At 32.8% G+C, this 25,412-nt stretch carries 1 protein-coding gene; it reads left to right on the forward strand.

Going from position 1 to position 25,412, the window contains the following annotated elements; all coding sequences use genetic code 11:
• Positions 1 to 102: 102 nt before the first annotated feature.
• The gene (locus tag EYW44_RS16165) at positions 103 to 25,323 is read left to right on the forward strand and encodes a non-ribosomal peptide synthase/polyketide synthase (protein WP_132724950.1); all 25,221 of its coding nucleotides are present in this window, start codon (positions 103 to 105) and stop codon (positions 25,321 to 25,323) included.
• The last annotated feature ends 89 nt before the right edge of the window (positions 25,324 to 25,412 follow it).

The raw sequence follows: 25,412 nt of genomic DNA on the forward strand, positions 1-25,412 counted from the left end.
TAATCAACTGTTTTGCACCAGAAATGATATACCATCAATAGACTTCTGAATATAAACTGATCGCCAAATTACTTAACGAAATCTCAGTATAAAAAATCGATAATGAAAAACAAACTAAACAAAGCCAATATCCAGGACATAATAGCACTCAATAATACCCAAAAAGGAATATTAATTGAATGGATAAAAGGAGCCAAAGATTTATATACAGTTCAAGTTTCATTTTCAATAACCGGAATTTTTAATGAATCATTATTTGAAAAAGCTGTAGAATTGGTACAGTTTAATAACGATGCGTTAAGATCCGTATTTAGGTGGGAAGGAATAAGTAGTCCGTTACAGATTATATTAAAAGAAACTAGTACTCCTTATAATTTTGTTGACTTTTCTTTATTGAATAGTTCTGAGAGAGCTTCAAAATATAACGCACTTCTTAATGAAGATCGTACTATAGGATTTACTCTTTTAGAACTTCCTGTAAGGATCACATTAATAAAAAAAGAAATAGATAAGTATGTACTTACTATTACTCATCATCACGTTCTTTATGATGGATGGAGCACAGGAGTCTTGTTAAAAGAATTGTTTGAAACCTACAGATATCTTAAAGAGGGGAAAACACCCCAGTTTGCTACAAAACCAGATTTAAAAAGAGTTTATAAGAATAATGAAAAAACGCATTCAGAAGAAGAGAAAAAAGCCTTTTGGAAATCATATTTACATGAGTATAGTACATGCGAATTATTCAAAACCGAAGAAGAACGAAAAACAACCAACAGAAACAAATATATAATAAGTGCTGACCTTTCGGCTATTGATAATTTTGCAAACAAAAATCAGGTAACTAAGGCGGCGGTAATTTATGCGGCGTATGGATTATTACTTCAAAAATATACAGGTAATCAGGACGTAATCTTTGGAAGGTCAAAGTCAAACCGATCACCTTCGTTAAGAGGTGTTGAGTATGTAATGGGAAACTTAATTAATATAGCTCCAACACGTATTAAAAGTAATACAACAACCTCATTATTGGAGCTAATTAAAGAAACACATATAAGTCTTCTTGAAAATGACTCATTATTTGAGGGAACTGCCTATTCCGAAGTAAAGGAAATAATGGAAATTAAGTCTTATGAAAAACTATTTGATTCAGTAATTGCCATTGAAAATTATCCTATAGACTATGACGTTTTAAAAGGAAATGATTTCTCATTGCAGTTAGAGGGAACCTATGAGAATAACAGTATTCCTTTGACAATGACCGTTTTTTTCGATGAAAAACTGGAAATTGAATTCGACTATGATGAGCATTATGCCAGTGAAGTCTACATTAAAACAGTAGCAGAACATTATGCTAAGATTCTAAATGTAATTACTACAGATGCTTCAAAATTAATAGGAGAATTTTCTTTAGTATCTAAAGAAAATTATCAACAACTAATTACCAATTTTAATGCTACAGCAACTGATTTATCAGATACAGCAACCGTTATTTCTCTTTTTGAAAAGCAGCGAAAGGAAACTCCCAATGCTGTTGCCATTAGGGAAGGTGATAGTGTCATAACTTACGAGGAATTAGGAATAACATCTGATCAGATAGCTAATTATCTTTCTCATAAGAAAAAAGTAAAAAAGGGTGCCATTGTAGGAGTACTGTTAGAAAGAGAAGAGCTTTTGGTGGCTACAATGTTAGGGATCATGAAATTAGGTGCAAGTTATTTACCTATCGACCCAAAATACCCGGCTGAACGTATTAATACCATCATTGAAAGTGCTAAGGTAAGTACAGTTGTTACCAGAGGTTCCTACATTCATAATGAAATAGAACTAACCGAAACTATTTTCGATTTTGACAAAGAATATGAAGCCATTCTTTTAGAAGAAAAAGATAATGTAATTAGTGCCAACCAATCAGAAATAGCCTATGTAATTTATACTTCAGGATCTACTGGAATACCTAAAGGAGTAGCCGTTGGTCATCGTTCATTTCTTAATTATATTATTTGGGCTTCAAAATATTACTTAAATGATATTAAAGGGAACTTCCCTTTATATACGTCAATATCTTTTGACTTAACCATTACTTCCATTTTTGTACCACTTATAACTGGAGGAGAAGTAGTGATGTATAAAGAAACGGAGGATAGTTTATTAATTGAACAAGTATTACTAGACGATAAGGTTGACATTGTAAAACTAACGCCATCGCATCTACGAATTATAAATATTAGCGAGCGTCTAACGAAAAAATTTATACACAGTAAATTAAAAAAGTTTATTGTAGGAGGCGAAACCTTAGATTATACTTTGGCAAAATCCATTTATGAAAAATATGGAGGTACCGTCGAAATATACAACGAATACGGTCCCACTGAGGCAACTGTTGGATGTATGATTCATAAGTTCTCTGTAGAAGAAGAGAATTCACTATCAGTTGCTATTGGAAGACCGATAGCAAATACTCAAATATATATTCTCGATGAGCGTTTACAACCGGTACCTGAAGGGGTGAATGGAGAACTATATATTTCAGGAGAAGGTCTAGCTTTAAAATACTTGAATAGAGAAGACCTTACGAATGAACGCTTTACTTCTAATCCTTTTAGAGTAGGGGAACTAATGTACCGCACAGGAGATTTGGCATGCTGGAATTCCAACCAAACCATAGATTTTTTAGGTCGTATTGACGATCAAATTAAACTAAGAGGATATAGAGTAGAACTAGGAGAAATTGAAAATCAGCTTGTAAAATTTGAAGGTATACAGGATGTTGTAGTAGTAGATGTTTTACATGAAGAAGAAAAACACATCGCAGCATATTATGTAGGTAAAGAAAAACTTCAGCAAAAATTACTTCGTCAGTTTCTTAATGAGAAACTTCCTTCATATATGATTCCAACCTTCTACATGAGGATTGAAGCAATTCCGTTAACACATAATGGTAAACTAGATAAAAGAGGTTTGCCAGTACCTGAGTTAGAAACTCATATGGAAAAAACCAATGAGAAATTAACTACGGCTGAGAAAAAGATCATTACCATTTGGTCATCTGTACTTAAAATAGAAGAAGATAAAATCGGATTAAAATCAAATTTCTTCGAATTGGGAGGTCATTCATTGAATGCAATAAAATTTGCCAATATTATCTTTAAAGAGTTCGATATTAAAATTACCATTAAGGAAATTTTTGACAATCCTATTGTTAAAGAATTAGCATCCTTAATTCCTAATACAGAGACTACTGTATTTACTTCCATTCCTAAAATAACAGAGCAACCATATTACCCAACTTCATCTGCACAAACACGTCTCTATTTCCTATATACCATGGATAAAAACTCAACGGCTTATAACATGCCTTATGCCGTTAAGTTAAAAGGGAAGGTAGATAAAGAACGATTTTCAAATACTTTTAAAGCGTTAATCAAACGACATGAGACGCTAAGAACCCGATTTGATCTTATTAATGGCAATGTGGTTCAGATCATTGTTGATGAAACAAATTTTGAACTGGAATCATTATCTGTAACCGATAATCTGGAGGAGGAATGTAATGCTTTTATAAAGCCCTTCAACTTGAATGAAGGATCATTATTGCGCGCTGGATTGTTTGAGATAACAGAAGATGAGTTCGTATTTATGGTGGATATGCATCATATTGTTAATGATGGATTATCCCATGCTATATTTATCAAAGAATTTATTGCATTATATCAAGAAGAAGAGCTTCCTGATTTACAATTACAATATAAAGATTATGCTGTTTGGCAGCAGCATGATGATTATAAAGTCATGGTAGCCGAAGATAAAATCTTCTGGTTAGAACAATTTGAAGAGAAAGTAGACTTCTTAAATCTACCCACTGACTTCTCTAGACCTTCAATAAAAACATATCAGGGAGGATATTATAAATTTACCATAGAAAAGAAAGAGACTGAGGTTTTAAAGTCGATTGCAGAAGGAGAGGAAGCCACCATGTTTATGGTTTTAATGGCAGCATTTAACATTCTACTTAATAAACTGAGCAATCAGAAAGATATTGTTATTGGAACGCCTTCGGCTGGAAGACCTCATGCCGAACTAGAAAATATTATTGGAATCTTCCTGAACATGCTATCTGTACGTTCTAAAATTAAAGAAGAAAGCTCGTTTAAAGAGTTTCTAAGCTCCTTAAAAACAACTTTATTAGCTTGTTTTGAACATCAAAAGTTTCAATACGAACAATTAATTGAAGAATTGAATATAGAAAGAGACCCGAGTCATAATCCTTTATATGATGTGGCGTTTTTCTTTGAAAATTTCGATTCAAAAGAACTTCAAATGCCGGGGTTAACTATAGAACCTTATATGTTTGATCACAACACATCGAAATTTGATATTGTTCTTACAGCGGCAGAGGTAAATGATAAAATTGAATTACAGTTTGACTATGATACAGCATTGTTTACACAAAAAACAATACAACGATTTGCAGACTATTTCAAAAATATAATTAGAGATATTACAACAAACCCATCTATTGAGGTATGCAATATTGATATTTTAACAGATGACGAAAAAGAGCAATTAATACATCAATTTAACCGTACTGAAAAAGAAGTTCCTACAGCTACTATAGTTGAATTATTTGATGCTCAAGTAAAAAGAACTCCTGATAAAACGGCTGTTGTTTTTGAAAGAAATACATTTACCTATAAGGAAATAGATGCATTATCTAATGGCTTTGCAAATTACCTTCAGCAAAACTATCAGGTTAATAAAGAGGATATTGTTGGTTTAATGGTGAACAGATCAGAATTAACGATTGTTAGTATTCTGGGAATTTTAAAAGCAGGTGGAGCCTATTTACCTATTGATCCGTCGTATCCTAAAGAAAGACAAGAGTATGTGCTAAAAGATAGCAAAGCAAAATTGCTGATTACTGATCAAAATTTAGGAAATGATTTTGATTATGGCGGAATCTCAATACCGCTTTTTAAAGGTGAACACTGGAAGTCGAGTGAAGCATTGGTAAAACCGAATACCAATACGGTTGATGATCTGTGTTACATGATCTACACTTCAGGGTCAACGGGAAATCCTAAGGGAGTGATGATTTCACATCAAAACCTTGTAAATTTCTTTGTTGGGATGGACGAAAAACTTCCGATTTCTGAAGCAGATAAAATGCTGGCTATGACAAGTATGTCTTTTGATATTTCAATTCTTGAACTATTATGGACTTTATGTAAAGGAGTAGAAATTACCATTCATTCATCAGATGCGACACATAGTGAATTAAATCGATATGTGGCGGAGCAAAACCAAACCATGGATTTTGGACTCTTTTTCTTTGCTAGTTATAACCATGGTGTAGAAACTGGGAAATACGATTTGTTTTTAGAAACAGTTAACTATGCCGATACTAATGGATTTAATGCTATTTGGACACCAGAAAGACATTTTCATGAGTTTGGAGGCTTGTTTCCAAATCCATCGGTAATTAGTGCTACACTATCAACAATTACCAAAAATGTTGAATTACGAAGTGGTAGTGTGGTCGTTCCATTGCATGCTCCCGAAAATATCGTGGAGGAATGGGATGTGGTAGATCAGATTTCAGGAGGAAGAATTGGACTTTCATTCGCTCCGGGATGGAATCATGATGACTTTTCTCTTTCAAATTACGATTATAAAGATAGACATACCGTATTTTATGAAAATATTGCCACTATTAAAGAATTATGGAGAGAACGTAAAACAGCGCAAAATAAAGAGAATAAAGAACTTTCAGTTTGGATAACAACAGCAGGGAATGAGGAATCATTTCGATCTGCTGGGCGTATCGGTGCTAATTTGTTAACACATCTTTTAGGGCAGGAAATAAAAGACTTAACCCGAAAAATAAAAATATATAGAGAGGCCAGAAAAGAAGCTGGACATGATGGAGAAGGTAAAGTGGCTCTGATGCTTCATACCTATATAGGTAGAACTATGGAAGAGGTGGAAGTTGTAGTAGAAGAACCATTTAAGGAATATCTTAGGACTGCCATAGGAGTTAGTAAAATACTCTATGAAGAAGTAGGATATATAGAAGGAGAATTAACCAAAGAATTTCAGGATAAAGTTTTACAGAATGCGGTTAAACGCTATTATAAAACAAGTTCTTTAATAGGAACAAAAACTACTGCCATTAATATGATTCAGAAGTTATTGGCAGCTGGTGTAAATGAAATAGGGTGTTTAATAGATTTTGGAGTTGAGCAAGAGAAAATAGTTGAAGGGCTTAGTTATTTAAAAGAGCTTAAAGACGTATTTTCTGGTAATAACAATTATGTTCAAAACCCTATATCAGCCTTTCAGGCAACACCTTCATACTTAAAATTATTGACAAGTGATCAGGAGTCAGAAAAATTCTTACAATCGCTAAAAACCATTTTAGTTGGTGGAGAAGCGGTTCCTGCAGCACTAATTCAGAGTTTAAGAGAAAAAACTGAGGCAGAACTTTTCAATATGTACGGGCCAACCGAAACAACTATTTGGTCAAGTGTAAAGCATTTTGAAAAAAACACAAAGAAAGTTACGGTAGGAACTCCTATTGCTAACACGCAATTATATATACTTAATGATAACTTAAAACTAGTACCTAAAGGAGTTATAGGTAATCTTTATATAGGTGGAAAAGGAGTGGCAAAAGGATACTGGAACCGTAAAGAATTAACCAAAGAGCGATTTATTGAAAATCCTTTTATTCCACAGCAGAAAATTTATTTTACAGGAGATTTAGCTAAGTGGTTATCTAATGGAGAATTGGAATTATTAGGAAGAGTAGATGATCAGGTAAAAATCAGAGGATTTAGAATTGAGCTGGGAGAAATAGAAAGCCTGCTAAACGAAAATGAAAATATAAAGGAAACCGTAGTTGTAGCAAAAGAAAAAAATGGAGAAAAACATTTGGTAGCCTATTGCGTACTTGAACAAAATGTGGAGACAGCGATACTAAGAAGTTACCTTTCTGAGAGACTCCCAAGTTTTATGATTCCGACATTCTTTGTGATTTTAGAAAGAATGCCATTAACACCTAATGGTAAAATTGATAAAAAGAAACTACCTGAACCAAAAGCAGAGGTTAGTAAAAGCTATATCGCTCCCACAACTGAGGAAGAAAAAATACTAATTAGTGTTTGGTCAGAAGTTCTTGGGATAAGCTCAATTGGAGTATTAGATAATTTCTTTTCGGTTGGAGGTGACTCAATAAAGTCAATTCAAATAAGTTCTCGCTTACGTAATTTAGGATACGAGGTTTCTGTAAAGGATATTTTTACCAGTCAAACTATTAAAGAATTAAGCCTTAAATTAAAGAAAACTGAAATACAGTCTGAACAAGCAGCTATTATTGGAGAGCAAGTACTTTCTCCAATTCAACGATGGCTCTTTGATAATTCTACTATCGACAGTCATCATTATAATCAGGCAGCATTATTGAATTTTCATGCACCAATTTCAGCAGGAGAAATCAATAAAATTTTCACAAAGTTACAAGAGCATCACGATGCTTTACGAATAATTTTCACTCAGAAAGGAGAACGTGTAAAAATGATTAATCAAGGACTGAATGTACCACTAAATATTCAAGAGTTTGATCTCACTAAAGAGGAAAATCAGGAAGTCGCTTTAGCTACGATCGCAGAAAAAAAACAAACGGAAATAGATCTTGAAAATGGATCTTTGATGAAGCTAGCTTTTTTCAATAGTACTGAGGGAAGCAAGTTACTTATTATTATTCACCATTTAGTGGTTGATGGCATTTCATGGAGAATTTTATTTGAAGATATAGAAAGTCTGTTACAACAAGTAAGAGAAGAGCAGACATTAACCTTACCTCTAAAAACAGATGCATTTATAACATGGCCAAATGTTATTAAGGAATACATGCAGGACGCTAACTTTGTAAAAGCAGCAACTTATTGGGAAGAAAAAGTAAACCAAGAATATGATATAATTCCTAAAGATTTCCCTGAAGGTAAGCATCAGGTTGGCGATCAAAAAACGGCAAAATTCAAATTAACAAAGACACAAACAGAGAAGTTATTAACTTCTGTACATAAACCTTTTAACACCAAAATTAATGACATCCTTCTAACGGCATTAACGATGGGAGTGAAGCATACTTATGATATTACGAATCTTAAAATAGATTTGGAAGGTCATGGTAGAGAGGAAATTCTTCCTAATGTGAATATCAATAGAACTGTAGGTTGGTTTACCAGTATTTATCCGTTGTATTTAAAATATGAAAATCCAAATCTTTCGGAAAACATTATTGCTACAAAAGAAAGTTTCCGAAATATTCCTAATAAAGGTTTCGATTATTTACCAGCCAGGTATTTTAAATTAGAAAATAATAAAGGATTTAACGATCATTCAGCGCAAATCTTTTTTAATTATTTAGGACAATTTGATGAAGATGTAAAGGACAAGTCATTTGACGTTGTTATTGAGGGAATTGGAAATGTTATTTCTCCTGAAGAAATACTATATCATGATTGGGAGATTGTAGGATTAGTAGCTGATGGTTGTTTGGAAATGAAACTAACCTATAGCCCGAAGCAATACAAAGAAGAAACTATTGAAGGGTTTTTACAAGCATATAAAAATTCATTATCAAAAATTATTACTTTCTGTAGTACAGCCAATACGGTTGAATTAACACCATCTGATTTTACATTTAAAGGTCTCTCGTTATCTGAATTAAAAGGATTAAAAAAGGAATATCCTACCATAAAAGATGTGTATAAGCTATCACCAATGCAGGAAGGAATTCTGTTTCATACATTAAGAGATATCGATTCGGATAATTATTTTAATCAGATCTCTCATAAAATCACAGATGGTTTCAATGCTCAGATAATGGAACAAAGTATTCAGGAGCTTGTTCAACGATATGATATTTTGAGAACAGCATTTATTCATGATAAATATGAGGATACTTTACAGTTAGTGATGAATGAAAGAAAAGGTGATTTTAATTTTTATGATGTAAGAGAGGAATGTGCAAATACAAGCTACGAGGGAGTTGTTGAAAACTATGAGAAAAAAGATAGAAATAACAAATTTGATGTAAGCAATGATACTTTACTAAGAGTCACCGCGCTGAGGTTAGAAGAGTCTTTATATCATATTATCTGGAGTTACCATCATATTTTATTAGATGGATGGAGTTTAGGATTGGTGCTAAAAGATTTTATTAATATCTACGAAAATAAACTTCGAGATATCCAGCAGGATGTGCCTAAAATAAAACCATTTAAAGATTACATTCAATGGTTAGAATCAAAAGACCGTACAAAAGGAGTGGCATTCTGGAAACAATACTTAGCAGGGTATAATGAAATAGTTACGCTGCCGGGTAAAGAAAAAGAGCAAGCTGGTTTTGAACTAAACGCCAAGTATTTTACAACTACTAAGGGTGAAATGGAAACCATACGAAAAGTTTCTAGCTCACTTGGCGTTTCGGTTAATACCATTATTCAGGGAATTTGGGGACTAATCCTAGCAAAATTTAACAATACCAACGACATGGTATTTGGGTCCATCGTATCTGGTCGTTCATTAGAATTGGACGGGATTGAGGATATGGTAGGTCTCTTTATGAATATTATTCCCGTTAGAGTAAATTATAATGCCAGTGATTCTATTGCTTCCTTATTTACTACTCTTCAGGAAAAAGCGTTAGAAAGCGAGCCGTATCATTACGAATCTATAGGTGAAATTCAGGCACAGAATAGTTTAGGAAGTAATTTATTCGATCATTTTATAGCTTTTGAAAACTATGCAATAGATGAAGGGCTTTTAGGAGCATCATCTTTAGATGGAAAAAAAGCATTTGATATTCATGATGTAAAGGCTTTTGAACAAACAAATTACAATTTAGTGGTTGGAGTATTTCCAGGAGAAAATATTACCATAAAATTTGATTACAATAGTAATTATTTTGAAAGTTCCTTAATAGATAATCTATGCTTTTATATTAAACAAATATTAATTTCTTTAGATAAAAATTTAGATAAAAGTATTGGAGAATTTAATTTCCTTCCAGAAGAAGAGAAGCATGCATTAGATAGTTTTAATGAAAACACTGTTTCCTATCCAGAAGGGAAAAACATTACAGGTGTATTTACTGAGCAGGTTGAAAAAAGTGCAGATAAGATAGCTCTTGTTTATGAAGGTAAAGAGTTGAGCTATAAAGAACTTGATGAAAAATCCAATCAATTAGCTAATTATTTACTGGCAAATTATTCTATAGAAAAGGAAGATTTATTAGCGATAAAACTCGACCGAAGTGAATGGATAGTGATCGCTATTTTAGCCGTGTTAAAAACTGGAGCAGCTTATGTTCCAATTGATCCTGGATATCCTGAAGATCGCATTCAATATTTAGAACAAGATTCACAATGTAGAGTTAGTATTACTGAAGCATTGCTGGATGCGTTCAAAAATACCAGACATACTTCAGAACCGGTTCAGGTTACACCAAGTCCAGACAATTTAGCATATGTAATATATACTTCAGGAAGTACTGGAAACCCTAAGGGGGTTATGGTCGAACATAAATCAATTCTTAACACTATTTATTTCCAGAAAGATATCTATGCAGGAAAACGAACATATCAATTTTTCTCATTCTCTTTTGATGCGTTTGTATGGGAAACCTTTGCCACATTATTATTTGGCGGTACTTTACATATTTTAAGTGATGATTGTAGAAAAAATCCAGAACTCTTAGGAAACTATATTGAAGATAACGAGATACAGATCGTAAGCTTACCGGCTTCTTACCTCACCAAAATGGACTTAACAAAATTAACCAGAGCAGAGATATTGATGTCTGGAGGTGAGGCACCTAGTCATAAAATAGTAGCTGAACTCACTAAGTATGTTACCTATTATAACGCTTATGGACCTACTGAAGCCAGTGTAACTTCTTCTATTTATAGAGTAAAGAGTGAAAAGGATATTAAGAATCAGGTCATTCCTATAGGAAAACCAATACCAAATACGTCAATGTATGTTTTGGATGAATCGTGTAATCTTCAGCCTATTGGAGCTATTGGAGAGTTGTATTTGGGAGGTGCTGGAATAGCAAGAGGATATCTTAATCGACCAAACTTAACAGAAGAGCGATTTATTGAGAATCCATTCGTGCGCAAAGAAAGGATGTACAAAACTGGAGATCTTGCCAGATGGTTACCAGATGGTAATATTGAATTTATCGGAAGAAAAGATTCACAAATTAAACTGAGAGGTCATCGAATAGAACTTGGAGAAATCGAAAATGCTTTTATCTCTATTCCTGAAATAGAACAAGTAGCTGTGGTTATTATTATAACGGAGCGAGATGCCTATTTAGTAGGGTACTTTACTTCGGAGGAGACCTTAAATGTTGGAGATATCAGAGAGCGTCTTAGACACAAATTACCAGAATATATGATTCCAAGTTATTTCAAACAGTTACCATTAATGCCGTTAACTCCTAATGGAAAGATTGACAGAGAGACACTTTCAAACTTTTCGGAAAAAGACATTGTCAGAGGAGCATATGTTCCTGCCAGAAATGAGATTGAGACTGTTTTAGTAAGTGTTTGGGAAAGTGTATTAGCTATTGAAAATATTGGAATTACCGATAACTTTTTTGAATTAGGAGGTCATAGTTTGAAGGTTACAAAACTTATTAACAAAATTAACAAGCAATTATCAAGTACTGTTTCTATAAAAGAAGTTTTTGAAAACCCCACTATAGAAAAACTCGCCCTGATAATCAATAAGGATAGTTACAGTCCGATTCCTGTGGCAAAAACTAAAGCATATTATCCTTTGAGCTCTACTCAAAAAAGACTTTGGGTACTTAGTCAGTTTGAAGATGGTAGCAAAGCTTATAATATTCCAGCGGCTCTTGAATTAAAAGGAACATTAGACAAGGATAAGCTAGAGCAAGCATTTGCTTTACTTATTAAGCGTCATGCAAGCCTAAGAACAAGCTTTGAGGATATCCAGGGAGAAATTGTCCAAAAAATAAATAATGCAGAAAGTGTTCATATTGTTATTGAAGAACTAAAGGTGACTTTTAATGTTGTAGATCAGGAAATTAGACGCTATTTAGAAGAAGAGATTAATTTGTCTCATGCACCATTATTAAATATAAAAGTACTTAAGCCAACTAAGGATCATTATTTTCTGGTATTAAGTCTTCACCATACAATTGGTGACGGTTGGTCTATGGAAATTTTATCAAGAGAAATCATGTATCTCTATAATCAACTGGTTACAGATAAAACCATTCAGCTTCCCGATCTTTCAATTCAATATCACGACTATGTATTATGGGATATTGAAAACAAAAAGAAGGTCGAGTTCAACGAAGTAGAGCAGTATTGGACTACTAAATTTTCAGGAGAGCTGCCCGTTCTTGAATTACCAGTTGAAAGCACAAGACCTTTAATTAAAACCTATCGAGGAAGCACGTTAAGTTATACATTTAGTGAGAAACTACATAAAAATATAAACTTGTTTAATGAACGTCATAAAGCAACTTTATTTATGACATTGTTAGCAGGAATTAATGGGGTATTTTACAGGTATACAAATCATTCAGATATCATTCTGGGAACTTCAATTGCAGGAAGAACCCATGCTGATTTAGAAGATCAAATAGGGTTGTTTTTAAATACATTAGCCATCAGAACAACTTTTAAAAACGAAAGTAATTTTGAAGATTTGTTAACCATACAAAAAACAACCTTACTGGAAGCTTATGAAAATCAGGATTACCCATTTGATGATTTAGTTGAGAAACTAAAATTAAACAGAGATACGTCAAGATCAGCTTTATTTGATGTAATGGTAGTCTTACAAAATCAACAGAAGATTGATATTGAGCTAGAAAAACTTTCGGTAAAACCTTACGAAAAGCACCTTAGGAATGTAAGTCAGTTTGATATTACGTTTTCATTTAAGGAAGAAAACAATCAGTTACAAGTATTGTTAGAGTATAACACTGATATCTATGAAGAAGCATTTATAAAACGTATGTTGATCCACCTAGAAACATTTTTGATAAATGCAATACAAGATCCTCAAAAACAATTAAATGAAATCGATTATTTATCAGTTGAAGAACAAACAAATCTTTTAAATAATTTCAATACTACAAATCTTACAACTGATATAAATGAGACTGTACTTGATCTTATTCGTAAACAAGTTGTACTTTCACCTGATGCTGAGGCATTAATTTTTAATAACCAATCAATAACCTATAAGGAATTAGATGAGTTATCCAATTCTTTAGCAAATTATTGTAAAGAGAACTATGATATTCCTACAGGAACATTGATAGGAATTCAAATGGAGAGAAGTGATAAGTTGGTTATTAGCTTGTTGGCTGTCTTAAAAATGGGATGTGCTTATGTTCCTATAGATACAAAGTATCCATCAAAGAGAAAGCAAAATATTATAAATAATAGTGGAATCAATTATATATTCTCTGCTGAATCTGTTGAAGAAATAGGGCAAGAACTTACCGCAATTGATGTTGAACAAAACTGGGATCAAATTAGTACGTACTCAACAGCATTTAGTCAGAATGTTCTGTTAGATGATATCGTTTATATTATTTACACTTCTGGATCGACAGGGGTACCAAAGGGAGTGACCATTCAACATAAAGCTCTTTCTAATTATGTTAGTTCATTTGAAGACAATATGGGAAATTTCCCATTATATACTACTATTTCGTTTGATTTAACCATAACATCAATATTTGTTCCTTTAGTACAGGGAAATACCATGGTTATCTATCCTGAGTTTGAAGCGAGTAATTTAATTGAAGAAATTATCATTGATAATAAAGTAGATAGTATTAAGCTAACACCATCACATTTACGTGTACTCGTAGCAAATAATAAGTTAACACCTTACTTTGAAAAAAGTAAACTAACAACCATGATTGTTGGTGGAGAAACTCTTGAATATGCACTAGCGAAAGAAGTATATGATAAGTTTGCTGGAACTGTAGAGATCTATAATGAATACGGTCCTACAGAAGCTACAGTAGGATGTACTAGTCATCAATTTTCACCGGAAGAAAGAACGGTATCAGTATCTATAGGAAAACCTTTAGTAAATACCAAAATTTACATCTTAAACGAAGCTCTTCAACCAATGCCATTTGGAGCTGTTGGAGAATTATATATATCTGGTGTTGGATTAGCAAAAGAGTATTATAACCAAGAAGAATTAACCAACGAAAAATTTATTCCAAATCCATTTGAAAAAGGTAAGAAGATGTACCGTTCGGGTGATTTAGCTTGTTGGACAAAAAAAGGAACGTTGAAGTTTGTTGGTCGTATTGACGACCAGGTTAAGCTAAGAGGATATCGTATTGAATTGGGAGATATTGAAAACAATTTGATGGAACTTCCTGAAATTAAAGATGCAGTAGTTACCATTAAAACTATTGGAACAACCGAACATTTGGTTGGATATTATCTAGCTAATGAGGCTGTTGAAACTTCGCATTTCAGAGAGTTTTTATCAACTAGGTTGTTGAGTTATATGATTCCTCAATATTACCACAAACTTGAGGAAATCCCGTTAACAGCCAACGGAAAACTTGACCAAAAAGCCTTGCCAACTCCTGATGCTACTTTACATACAGGTTTAGCGTTACCAGAAACTTTTGAGGAGGAGATACTAGCGAAAGTTTGGTGTGAAGTGCTGGGAACATCAGTAGTAGGAATCCATGATAACTTTTACGCTGTTGGAGGAGATTCTATAAAATCGATTCAAATAAGTTCAAGACTTAGAAACTTAGGTTATGATATTCCTGTTCGTACATTAATGTCGATTTTCTCTATTAAAGAACAGGCAAAGTCATTACAAGCTATTGAAGTGTTTTCAGACCAATCAGAAGTATTAGGAAGCGCACCCTTAACAGGAATTCAACAATGGTTCTTTGAAGGAAATCAAGCGGTAAAAGAGCATTACAATCAATCTGTAATGCTAAAATTTAATGAACAACTAAGTGCGGAAGCACTTCGTTTAATCTTCTCAAAAATCATAACCCATCACGATGGATTACGAACCAGATTTATAGTGACTTCAGAGCTTGTAAGTCAGGAAGTAATGTCTTCGGAAATAGAGATTTCAATTGATGAGCATGTTGTAACAGAAGTATTAAATTATAAAGAAGAAATAATTGCTCGTGTCAATGCACTTCAGAAAAGTGTTGACCTAGCAAAAGGTGATTTGGTAAAAATAGGACTTTATCATGTCGGTTCTGAGAGCTATGTTTTTGTAGCAATTCACCATTTAGTAGTTGATGGTATTTCATGGAGAATTTTATTAGAAGATTTTGATACACTTTATGAGCAAATAAAAACGGATAAAGATCTTGAATTACCGCTAAAAACAGATTCTTTTAAGCTTTGGGCTGAACATATCCAGGACTATGTACAAAGTAAAGACTTTAATAAAAGTATTGAGTATTGGAGAAAAGAAGAAACAAAAGAAATTCAATTCGTTGAACGAGATAGTAATAAGGGAAGTAATACATTCAAAACAGCGAAAAAAATCGCTTTTACGTTAAATGAAGAGCATACTAAATTATTAGTAACAAAGGTTCATGAGACTTTTAATACACAGGTAAATGATATTTTATTAGCAGCATTTATCAAAGCAATCGGTTCTGAATTTGATGCTAGTCATATCCGTCTTGATATGGAAGGACATGGGCGTGAGGCGTCACTTCTTAATAATAATATAAGTAGAACAGTAGGATGGTTTACTAGTATTTATCCAGTTACTTTCCCTACTTCGTATGAATCTATTTCATCACTTATCAAAGAAACCAAAGAGCATTTAAGAAATATTCCTAAGAAAGGATCTGATTATTTGCTGTATAAATACTCTCAACAACATACTGAACAAGAAAAGAAATCATCCCAAATCAGTTTTAACTATTTAGGACAGTTTGACACGGATATTCAAAACAGGAATTTTGAAGTAATTCCAGATATGAAAGGTGAAGATATTAACCTTATAAACGAGCGTGATTACGACTGGGATGTATTAGGAATGATTGTTTCAGGAAAGTTAGAACTTCAATTATTATATAACACCAATCATTTTACTGAAGAAACCATTGTCAAAATAATGGATAAGTTCCAATCTTCTTTAGAAGAATTGATAATGTATTGTTGCGATTATGGAACAAAAGAGTTGACACCATCAGATGTATCTTACACTAACTTGAGTATTGCAGATATTAATCAGTTACAAAGCAAATTTAAGGTAGTTGATGTATATCCATTATCATCTATGCAAGAGGGAATGCTATATCATTCTTTGTTAAATCCGGAATCTTCACAATATTTCGAGCAAGTAAGTTGTCGATTGAAAGGAACATTAGATTTAATTATTGTTCGTAATACACTTAATTATTTATTAAAGCGACATGATATTCTAAGAACTGTATTTACAGATGAATTTGATAGGTCGCTACAAATTGTGCAAGACCTTGAAGAGTTTGACTTTTCGGTAATAGACATACGCGATAGCATTGGTGAAGAAAAAATAGCTACAATAATTGATAGGCATAGAGTTAATGACAGAAACAAAAAGTTTAATCTTTTAGAAGGACCTTTAATTCGACTGACTGTATTAAAAATAGAAGATTCGGTATTCGAATTTATCTGGAGTTATCATCATATTTTAATGGATGGATGGTGTATTAGCATTTTATTACAAGAGTTTGAACAAGTATACCGTAACCTAAGCAAAGAAGAAAATACTCAGTTACCAGTTGTACAACCCTATGCGAATTATATAACATGGTTGGAGAATAGTGATAAAACTAAAATAGCTGATTATTGGAAAAACTATCTATCAGGGTATGATACTCTAGCCACTATCCCAGGAACCGTTAGAGATTCGTATAAACAGAAACAACAGGCAGTTTATGAATATTCACTAACAAGAGAAGTTGTAAAGTCGCTACAAACAATTTCAAGAACAAACGGAGTTACCTTAAGCAATATTATTCAAACCGCTTGGGGAGTTGTATTATCGAGGTACAATAATACGAATGATGTTGTATTTGGAGCAGTAGTTTCAGGGCGACCTTCAGAAATTACGGGAATAGAGAACATGATTGGTTTGTTTATCAATACCATTCCAGTAAGAATTAGCTATCATGAAGAAACCGCTGTAAGAGAGTTACTAATAAATATTCAAAATAAGGCCTTAGAAAGTGATGAATATCAACACTACCCATTGGCAGAAATACAGACAATAAGTGGATTAGGAAGAAATCTGTTAGACCATATTCTTGTTTTTGAAAACCTTCCAATAAGCACTCATACATCAGATCAGAATCATGAAGAAGAGACTTTTACCATACATGAATCTCAGGTGTTTGAAGAAACCAATTACGACTTAACTATTGTAATTGTACCTGGTAATGAGTTACGTTTTAAGTTTTTATACAATAGTAATGCTTTTTCTGAAGATTTTATTTCAAGAATAGGGGAACATTTTAGGAATGTTTTAAATGAAATTTCAAGAAATATAGAAAATCAGAAAGTAGCTCAACTAGAAATTCTTTCAAACAAGGAAAAATTACAAATTGTAGAAGATTTTAACGCTACCAACATCGATTTTACGCCTAATGAAACTTTAGTGTCATTGTTTGCAAAACAGGCTGTTAAAACACCAGATAGAGTTGGATTATACTATAAGAATCTTGAGATGACTTATGGTGAATTAGAAACACTTTCAAATCAAGTGGCAAATTATTTACGCAAAGAAAAAGCCATAAAGTCAGGAGATTTAATAGGAGTCTATCTGGAAAGGGATTTGATGTTGGTTCCAATATTATATGGAATCTTAAAATTAGGAGCTGCTTATGTACCGCTGGCAATCAATAATCCTATTGAAAGAATTCAAACAATAACCAAAGATGCTGGAATTGCTCTATTGATTTCTTCAGAAAAATTCCAAAATGATTTAAGTACAATTCCTGTTGAAAGAATATATCATGAAGCTGCTATTGTAGATATTAATAAACAATATTCAGAACTAGAAGTGACGGTTACACCGAAAGATTTAGCTTATATCATTTATACTTCTGGATCAACAGGAGTACCAAAAGGAGTTATGGTAGCACATCATTCAGCCGTTAATTTGATTCAGGCAATGCAGGGGAAGTATCCATTAAAAGCAAAGGATAGCTATCTGTTAAAAACCAACTATGCTTTTGATGTATCAGTAGCTGAATTATTCGGATGGTATATAGAGGGAGGGGCACTAACTATTTTACCAAGCGGTGAAGAAAAAGAGCCTACAAAAATTATTGAAGTTATTCAAAACCATAAGGTAACACATGTTAATTTTGTACCGTCGTTATTTGCTGTTTTCTTAGAAGAAATAGAAAACAATACTTCGGAAACTATAAAAAGTTTACGACATGTTTTCTTAGCAGGAGAAGCACTTCCACTTAGTTTAATAAAACGTTTTCATGCGTTAGAAACAGGTATTTCTTTAGAGAATATTTATGGACCAACGGAAGGAACTATATACAGTAGCTGGTATACAACTACAGGAGAAGAAGACGCTGTAAGTGTACCTATTGGGAAACCTTTGAGTAATGTGTCATTATATGTTCTTGATAGGTTTAACAACCCACAACCTATTGGTATACCTGGGGAATTATGTATTGCAGGAGAAGGACTTGCTTTGGGGTACCTAAATAGAACTGACTTAACTGAACAAAAGTTTATGGCTAATCCGTTTGAAGCTGAAAAAAGAATGTATCGTACAGGAGATTTAGTACGTTGGTCTGAAAGTGGTAATATAGAATTTTTAGGAAGAATTGACGATCAAATAAAATTAAGAGGTTATCGAATTGAGTTAGGTGAAATTGAAGATAATTTAGCAAAACATCCATCGATTAAAGAAGCGGCGGTAGTAGTAAAAGAACAGCATAAACAAAAAAGTTTAATAGCGTATTATGTTTCAACAGCTACCACAGAGAAATCTCATCTTCAGGAATTTTTATCAAGTAAACTTCCAGACTACATGGTGCCAACCCAATATATTGCTCTTGATGAAATGCCTTTAAAATCAAGTGGAAAGCTTGATAAAAAAGCTTTATTAGAAATTGAAGGAACCATTACATCGGACTATATTTTGGCTCGATCTCAAGATGAAAAACTAGTAGCTGATGTATGGGAGTCAGTATTAGGAATAGAAAATATCGGGATTAGAGATAATTTCTTCCTGTTAGGTGGAGATTCAATTAAATCTGTACAGATAAGTTCTCGTTTAAGAGCTATGGGGAAAGAATTATCTGTAAGAACAATTATGAGTACCACAACTATTGCAGAACAGGCTAAGGCATTAAAAACTATTGAAATAGTCGCTGATCAGTCCAAAATAACAGGTTACGTTCCTTTAACTGGTATTCAGCAATGGTTCTTTAAACAATCTGAAGCATTCCTTAACCATTACAACCAATCGGTAATGCTAAAGTTTAACGAAGGAATAACATCAGATGAAGTTAAACAGTTGTTCGAAAAATTGGCAGATCACCATGATATTTTAAGAGCGACTTATACGCTTGAAAAAGAACGCGTACAACAACAAATAGCTGCTGAAATTGCGCTAGAGATTGTAGAAAAAGATTTTAGAGGACAATCAAATATTGATGAGTTAATAACGGCAGAAAGCAATCAACTTCAGGAAGCAATTAAACTTGAAGAAGCTCCTGTCTTTAAACTGGGATATTTTGTAACTGATGAAGGTACGTATGTAGTTATTATTGTACATCATTTAATCATTGATGGGATTTCATGGCGTATTCTATTCGAGGATTTAGAAACATTATATGCACAAATAAAGAATAAGGAAAGCCTAACCTTACCATTGAAAAGTGATTCCTTTAAACTTTGGGCAGAAAACCTACAGGAATACAAAACATCTAAGGCTTTTGAACAACAGAAAGCTTATTGGGAAGAAGCTATGCAACAACCTTTTGCTAGAATTCCGAAGAAAGAAGTTACTTCGAATACCTATAGAAAAGCAAAGAGTATCCGTTTTTCATTAGATGCCACGTTAACGAAACAGTTGTTAACGGAGGTACATGAAACATTCAACACACAAATTAATGACTTGCTTTTAGCGAGTTTTACCAAAGCTTGTTCGCAACAATTTGATATATCTACATTAAAAATTGATTTAGAGGGACATGGTAGACAAGAGAGTATTGCTAATACTAAAATAGATAGAACTGTTGGATGGTTTACTACTATATATCCCGTAAACTTTGATGTTCGAGATGATATAGCGTTACATATTAAAGAAACCAAAGAATCGTTGCGCAAAGTTCCAAACGGAGGTATCGATTATTTACTATTGAAATATCTTGAAGAAGGAAAAGAGTTTACAAATAACAATGCAGAAATTAGTTTTAACTATTTGGGGCAGTTTGATACCGATATTGAAGGTAAAAGTTTTGAACTTATCAATGGTCTTTCAGGAGAAGATGTGGTACTGGATCGTGAGCGTTCTTACGATTTAGAACTCACGGGAATAATAACTGCAAAACAATTAGAAATTCGATTGACTTTCGGAGAGGATCAGTTTGAAAGCACAGCTATGGAAGCCTTAATGGAAACTTATGAAAAGTGTTTAGAAGACATAATTACCTATTGCATAGCCTATGGTTCAAAAGAATTAACGCCTTCTGATCTTACCTATTCAGCGTTAAGTATTTCTGAAGTTACCAGTTTACATCAAAACTATGAATTTAAGGATGTTTATTCTTTATCGCCAATGCAGGAAGGAATGTTTTTCCATGCTTTGTATGATGATACATCAGAAAGCTATTTTGAACAAATAACATTCGATATTGAAGGAGATTTAGAAATCAATCTTATTTCGGATACGTTGGAATATTTGTTGGCACGCCATGATATTTTACGAACAAATTTCTATCATGAAGGACAAAGCAAGCCATTACAGTTGGTTAAAAATCATCAACAACTCGATTTTACGTATGTAGATGTTACAGATACCATAACAGATAAGACTTCAAAAGGAATAATAGATACCTATAAAAAGAAAGATAAAGCACGAAAGTTTGATTTAACTAAAGGAGCTTTAATGCGTGTAACGGCTATTAAAACCGGTGAAACATCGTACACCTTTATCTGGAGTTATCACCATATATTAATGGACGGATGGTGTATGGGAATTATTGTAAATGAATTTAAAACCATTTATACACAATACTCAAATGGAGAAACTATACAGCTTCCAGAAGTTGCACCTTATGTAAATTATATTTCATGGTTACAAGAAAGAGATACAGAAGTTTCTGCTGCTTATTGGAAACATTATCTGGAAGGATTTGATACCATAACAACATTCCCTAAAAAGATAGTAGAAGAGAAAGTATACAAACAAGAAAGTAGTCATTTTATCTTAGATGAAACCAGTACAAAAGCATTGAACAATGTTTCAAGAAATAATGGTGTTAGTTTAAATACGTTATTGCAAACTGCTTGGGCTATGGTTCTTGGTAGATATAATACCACAACCGACGTGGTATTCGGATCAGTGGTTTCTGGACGTCCTGCTGAATTAACAGGAATAGAAAACATGCTAGGTTTATTCATTAATACCATTCCAGTAAGAATTCAATATGACCAAGACGAATCTATAGAATCTGTATTGAAAAAAGTACAGACGAATGCTTTAGCAAGTGGAGAATATCAATATCATCCTTTGTCGGAAATTCAATCGTTAAGCGCTTTAGGAAGAAATCTTCTCGATCATATTTTAATTTTTGAAAATTTCCCGTTAGGAAAACAAATTGATAATGAGACAGAGCAACAAAAGTATTTCGAAGTACATAACATAGAAAGTCAGGTTCAGATTAACTATGACTTGAATGTTAAAATACTTCCTTTTGAAACAATAGAAGTCTTATTCGATTACAATGCTAGTATTTATGACGATTCTCTAATTAAAGAATTAGCTGAGGCGTTTGAAAATAGTATTCAGGCAATCATTAATGAAGAAAAGCAACCAATCACGCAACTTGATATATTCAAAGGGAAAGAAGTACAGCGTATTAAAGGTTCATTAGGAGAAGATATTCATTTAAAGACTGAGGAAAGAACAATTCAGGAAGCGTTATCAATCGGTTTCGCAGTAAACCCTGATCATTGTGCTATTAGTTATGAAGGTAAAGAAATCAGCTATGCTCAGTTAGAAGAAGAATCAAATAAAATAGCCAATGCATTAATTGAAGCTAAGATTCCTGAACATAGTTATATTGGAATATTGTGTGAAGATCGTCATCTTTTAATAGCATCAATGGTTGGAATCTTAAAAGCAAAATTAGCTTTTGTTCCTTTAGAATTGGAGTTGCCTAAAGAGCGTTTGTCATCGATCATGGAACAAACTCAAAGTCAGTATATACTAACAGATCAAGGCGTAGAATCTATAGAAAAATTACAATTAACAACTGAAGCATCCTATGTTGATTTAAGATCCTTACTGGAATCAAAAGAATCTAAACTTATAGAGAAAAAAATCTATGAATTAAACGATCCTATTTATGTATACTTTACTTCTGGATCTACAGGAAAGCCAAAAGGAGTTATTGGAAGAAATAAAGGATTGGCACATTTTATTTCATGGGAAATAAACGCTTTCTCAATAGATACCACTTTCCGATTTAGTCAGTTTACCAATCCTGGATTTGATGTGTTTTTGAGAGATGTTTTTGTGCCTTTATGTGCTGGTGCTACCATTTGTGTGCCTGAAAAGGAACTATTATACACAGAAAAAGCACTTAGTACCTGGATAGATGATAATGAAATTTCATTAATACACTGTGTACCGAGTTTCTTTAAAATATTTAATACCAGTACAATTGATGAAACTTTATTCAGTAGGCTTAAATATATTTTGTTGGCCGGAGAAAAAATCGTTCCGTTCGAATTGGAGAACTGGTATCAGAAATTTAGCAATAGGGTACAATTAGTTAATATTTATGGTCCTACAGAAACTACATTAGCTAAAGGATATTATCTAATTCGACCAGAAGACAGACATAAAAAATACATTCCAATTAATCCTATAACAGGAGCTCAGTTTGTGATACTAGATCAATATCTCAATATATGTCCTCCTGGAGTTGTTGGAGAAATTTATATCCGTACGCCATACAGAAGTTTAGGTTATTTAAATCTTTCTGAAGAAAATAGTAAGGTGTTTATTACGAATCCTTATGGAGAGGGAGCAAATGATGTTTTATATAAAACAGGAGATCTTGGGAGAAAAGAATCAACTGGAGAAATTGAAATTCTGGGAAGAATAGATAGACAAGTAAAAGTAAGAGGGATTCGTGTTGAATTGGATGATATTAAACAAAATATTCTTGATTATAAAGGAGTAAAAGAAGCTGTTGTAATCGTTAGAAAAAACTCTGAAAATGAGCCTTACATTTGTGCATATTATGTTCAAGAGGAATCGTTAAATCCTAAAGATTTAAGAGCGTTTGTTATGAATGTGTTGCCTAACTATATGGTACCATCTTTCTTTATTGAAATTCCAGATGTTCCTCTAAATGTAAATGGGAAATTGAATATAAACAAGTTACCGGTACCTGAATTAGAAGCTAAACTGACAGAAGAAGCAACGAATGAAACTCAGGAAAAAATACTAGAAATTTGGTCAGAGATATTAAAAATACCTACTGAAGAAATCGGAATTGCGAATTCATTCTTTGCATTAGGCGGACACTCTATAAAAGCATTCCACTTAATGTCGGGAATTCAAAAAGAGTTTGGAGTTCAGTTAAAACTTAAAGATATTTTTGTTCATACTACAGTTGCAGAACTTGCGGAGTTGATAAGTAATTCAAAAGAAGAAAATACCGTACAAATTGAGCGTATAGATGATCGGGAATTATATTCACTTTCACCTGCTCAAAACAGAATGTTTTATCAGCAAATGTTGAACGAAGAAAGTGTAGCCTTCAATATTTCTATACCTATTAAAATTAATGAATCAGTTACTCAGGGAAAACTAGAAGAAACACTTTATAAACTTGTACAACGTCATGAGAGCCTAAGAACTGGTTTTGTATTGTCAGACGAAGGGATTTTCCAGAAAATTTATAATGGAGAAGTATTTGAGTTAGAGGTACTGAATAGTAATGAAAAAGTAGAAGCACAACAAGCGTTTCTCAATTTTATTCGCCCTTTCGATCTTACCAGTTCTAGTTTATTCAGAGCTACTTTATTAAAAAATAGTGATTTAGGAGATTTACTTTTTATTGACATTCATCACATAGTAGCAGATGGAACTTCGGTAAATATTTTAATTCATGATTTTATAGAATTGTATCAAGGTAAAACCTTAGAAAAATTACCTATTAGATATGTAGATTATGCCTATTGGATGCAAAATACAGAAGGGATACTAGCACAACAAAAAGACTATTGGTTCGATCAGCTTTCTGGAGAATTACCTTATTTGGATCTCCCTACTGATATAGATACTTCTATACAGGAAGAATTGTCAGTGGCAAAAGAGAAGGAAATAGCTATAACTAAAGAAGAATACGAAGGACTTCAAAAGTTTGCTCAGGAAATGGAAGTTTCTGAATTTATGTTATTGCTATCAGTTTACTATGTTTTACTATCGAAGATTTCAGGGAATACAGATGTTATTATAGGAACAGATGTAGTAGGAAGATCTCATGATAACTTAAATACAATTGTAGGAACATTTGTGAACGTATTACCATTACGATTAAGAAGTCTTGAAGAAGCTTCGTGTCAGGAATTATTGTTAGAGATTAAGAAAACAGTGGTAGAAGCTTATGATAATCAAGATTATCAATACGATCAACTGATTTCAGATTTAAATAAAGATGGAGGTATTGGAGAGTCTGCAATGATAAAAGTACACTTTGCTTTTATGAATACCTTATTAATCTCACCAGACAAAACTAATACGTTCGAATACCTTCCATTAGAAAATAAAAGAAGTGAACGAAAAGATTATGAATTTAAGATTGAAGTGAGAGAAAAGAATGGAACAATAGATATTGCCTTTATTTATGATCCAAATTTATATAGTGACGATACCATCGAAGTCTTTATGAGTTTTTACAACAATATTCTTATCAATATTATGAGTAATCCTCAACAAGCTATTGAAGATATCAATCTTGAACAATCCGAAAATTTCATCAAAGAATTATATTAACTAATACTATTTACGAATAAAACTTTCCTATTGAATAAGGAAAAATTATTCAATTGATTTTATACGAAATTATTATCTATAAATAGTAT

Origin of the sequence: Tenacibaculum sp. M341 (assembly GCF_004337695.1) — a bacterium.
In the GTDB taxonomy this organism is placed as follows: Bacteria; Bacteroidota; Bacteroidia; order Flavobacteriales; family Flavobacteriaceae; genus Polaribacter.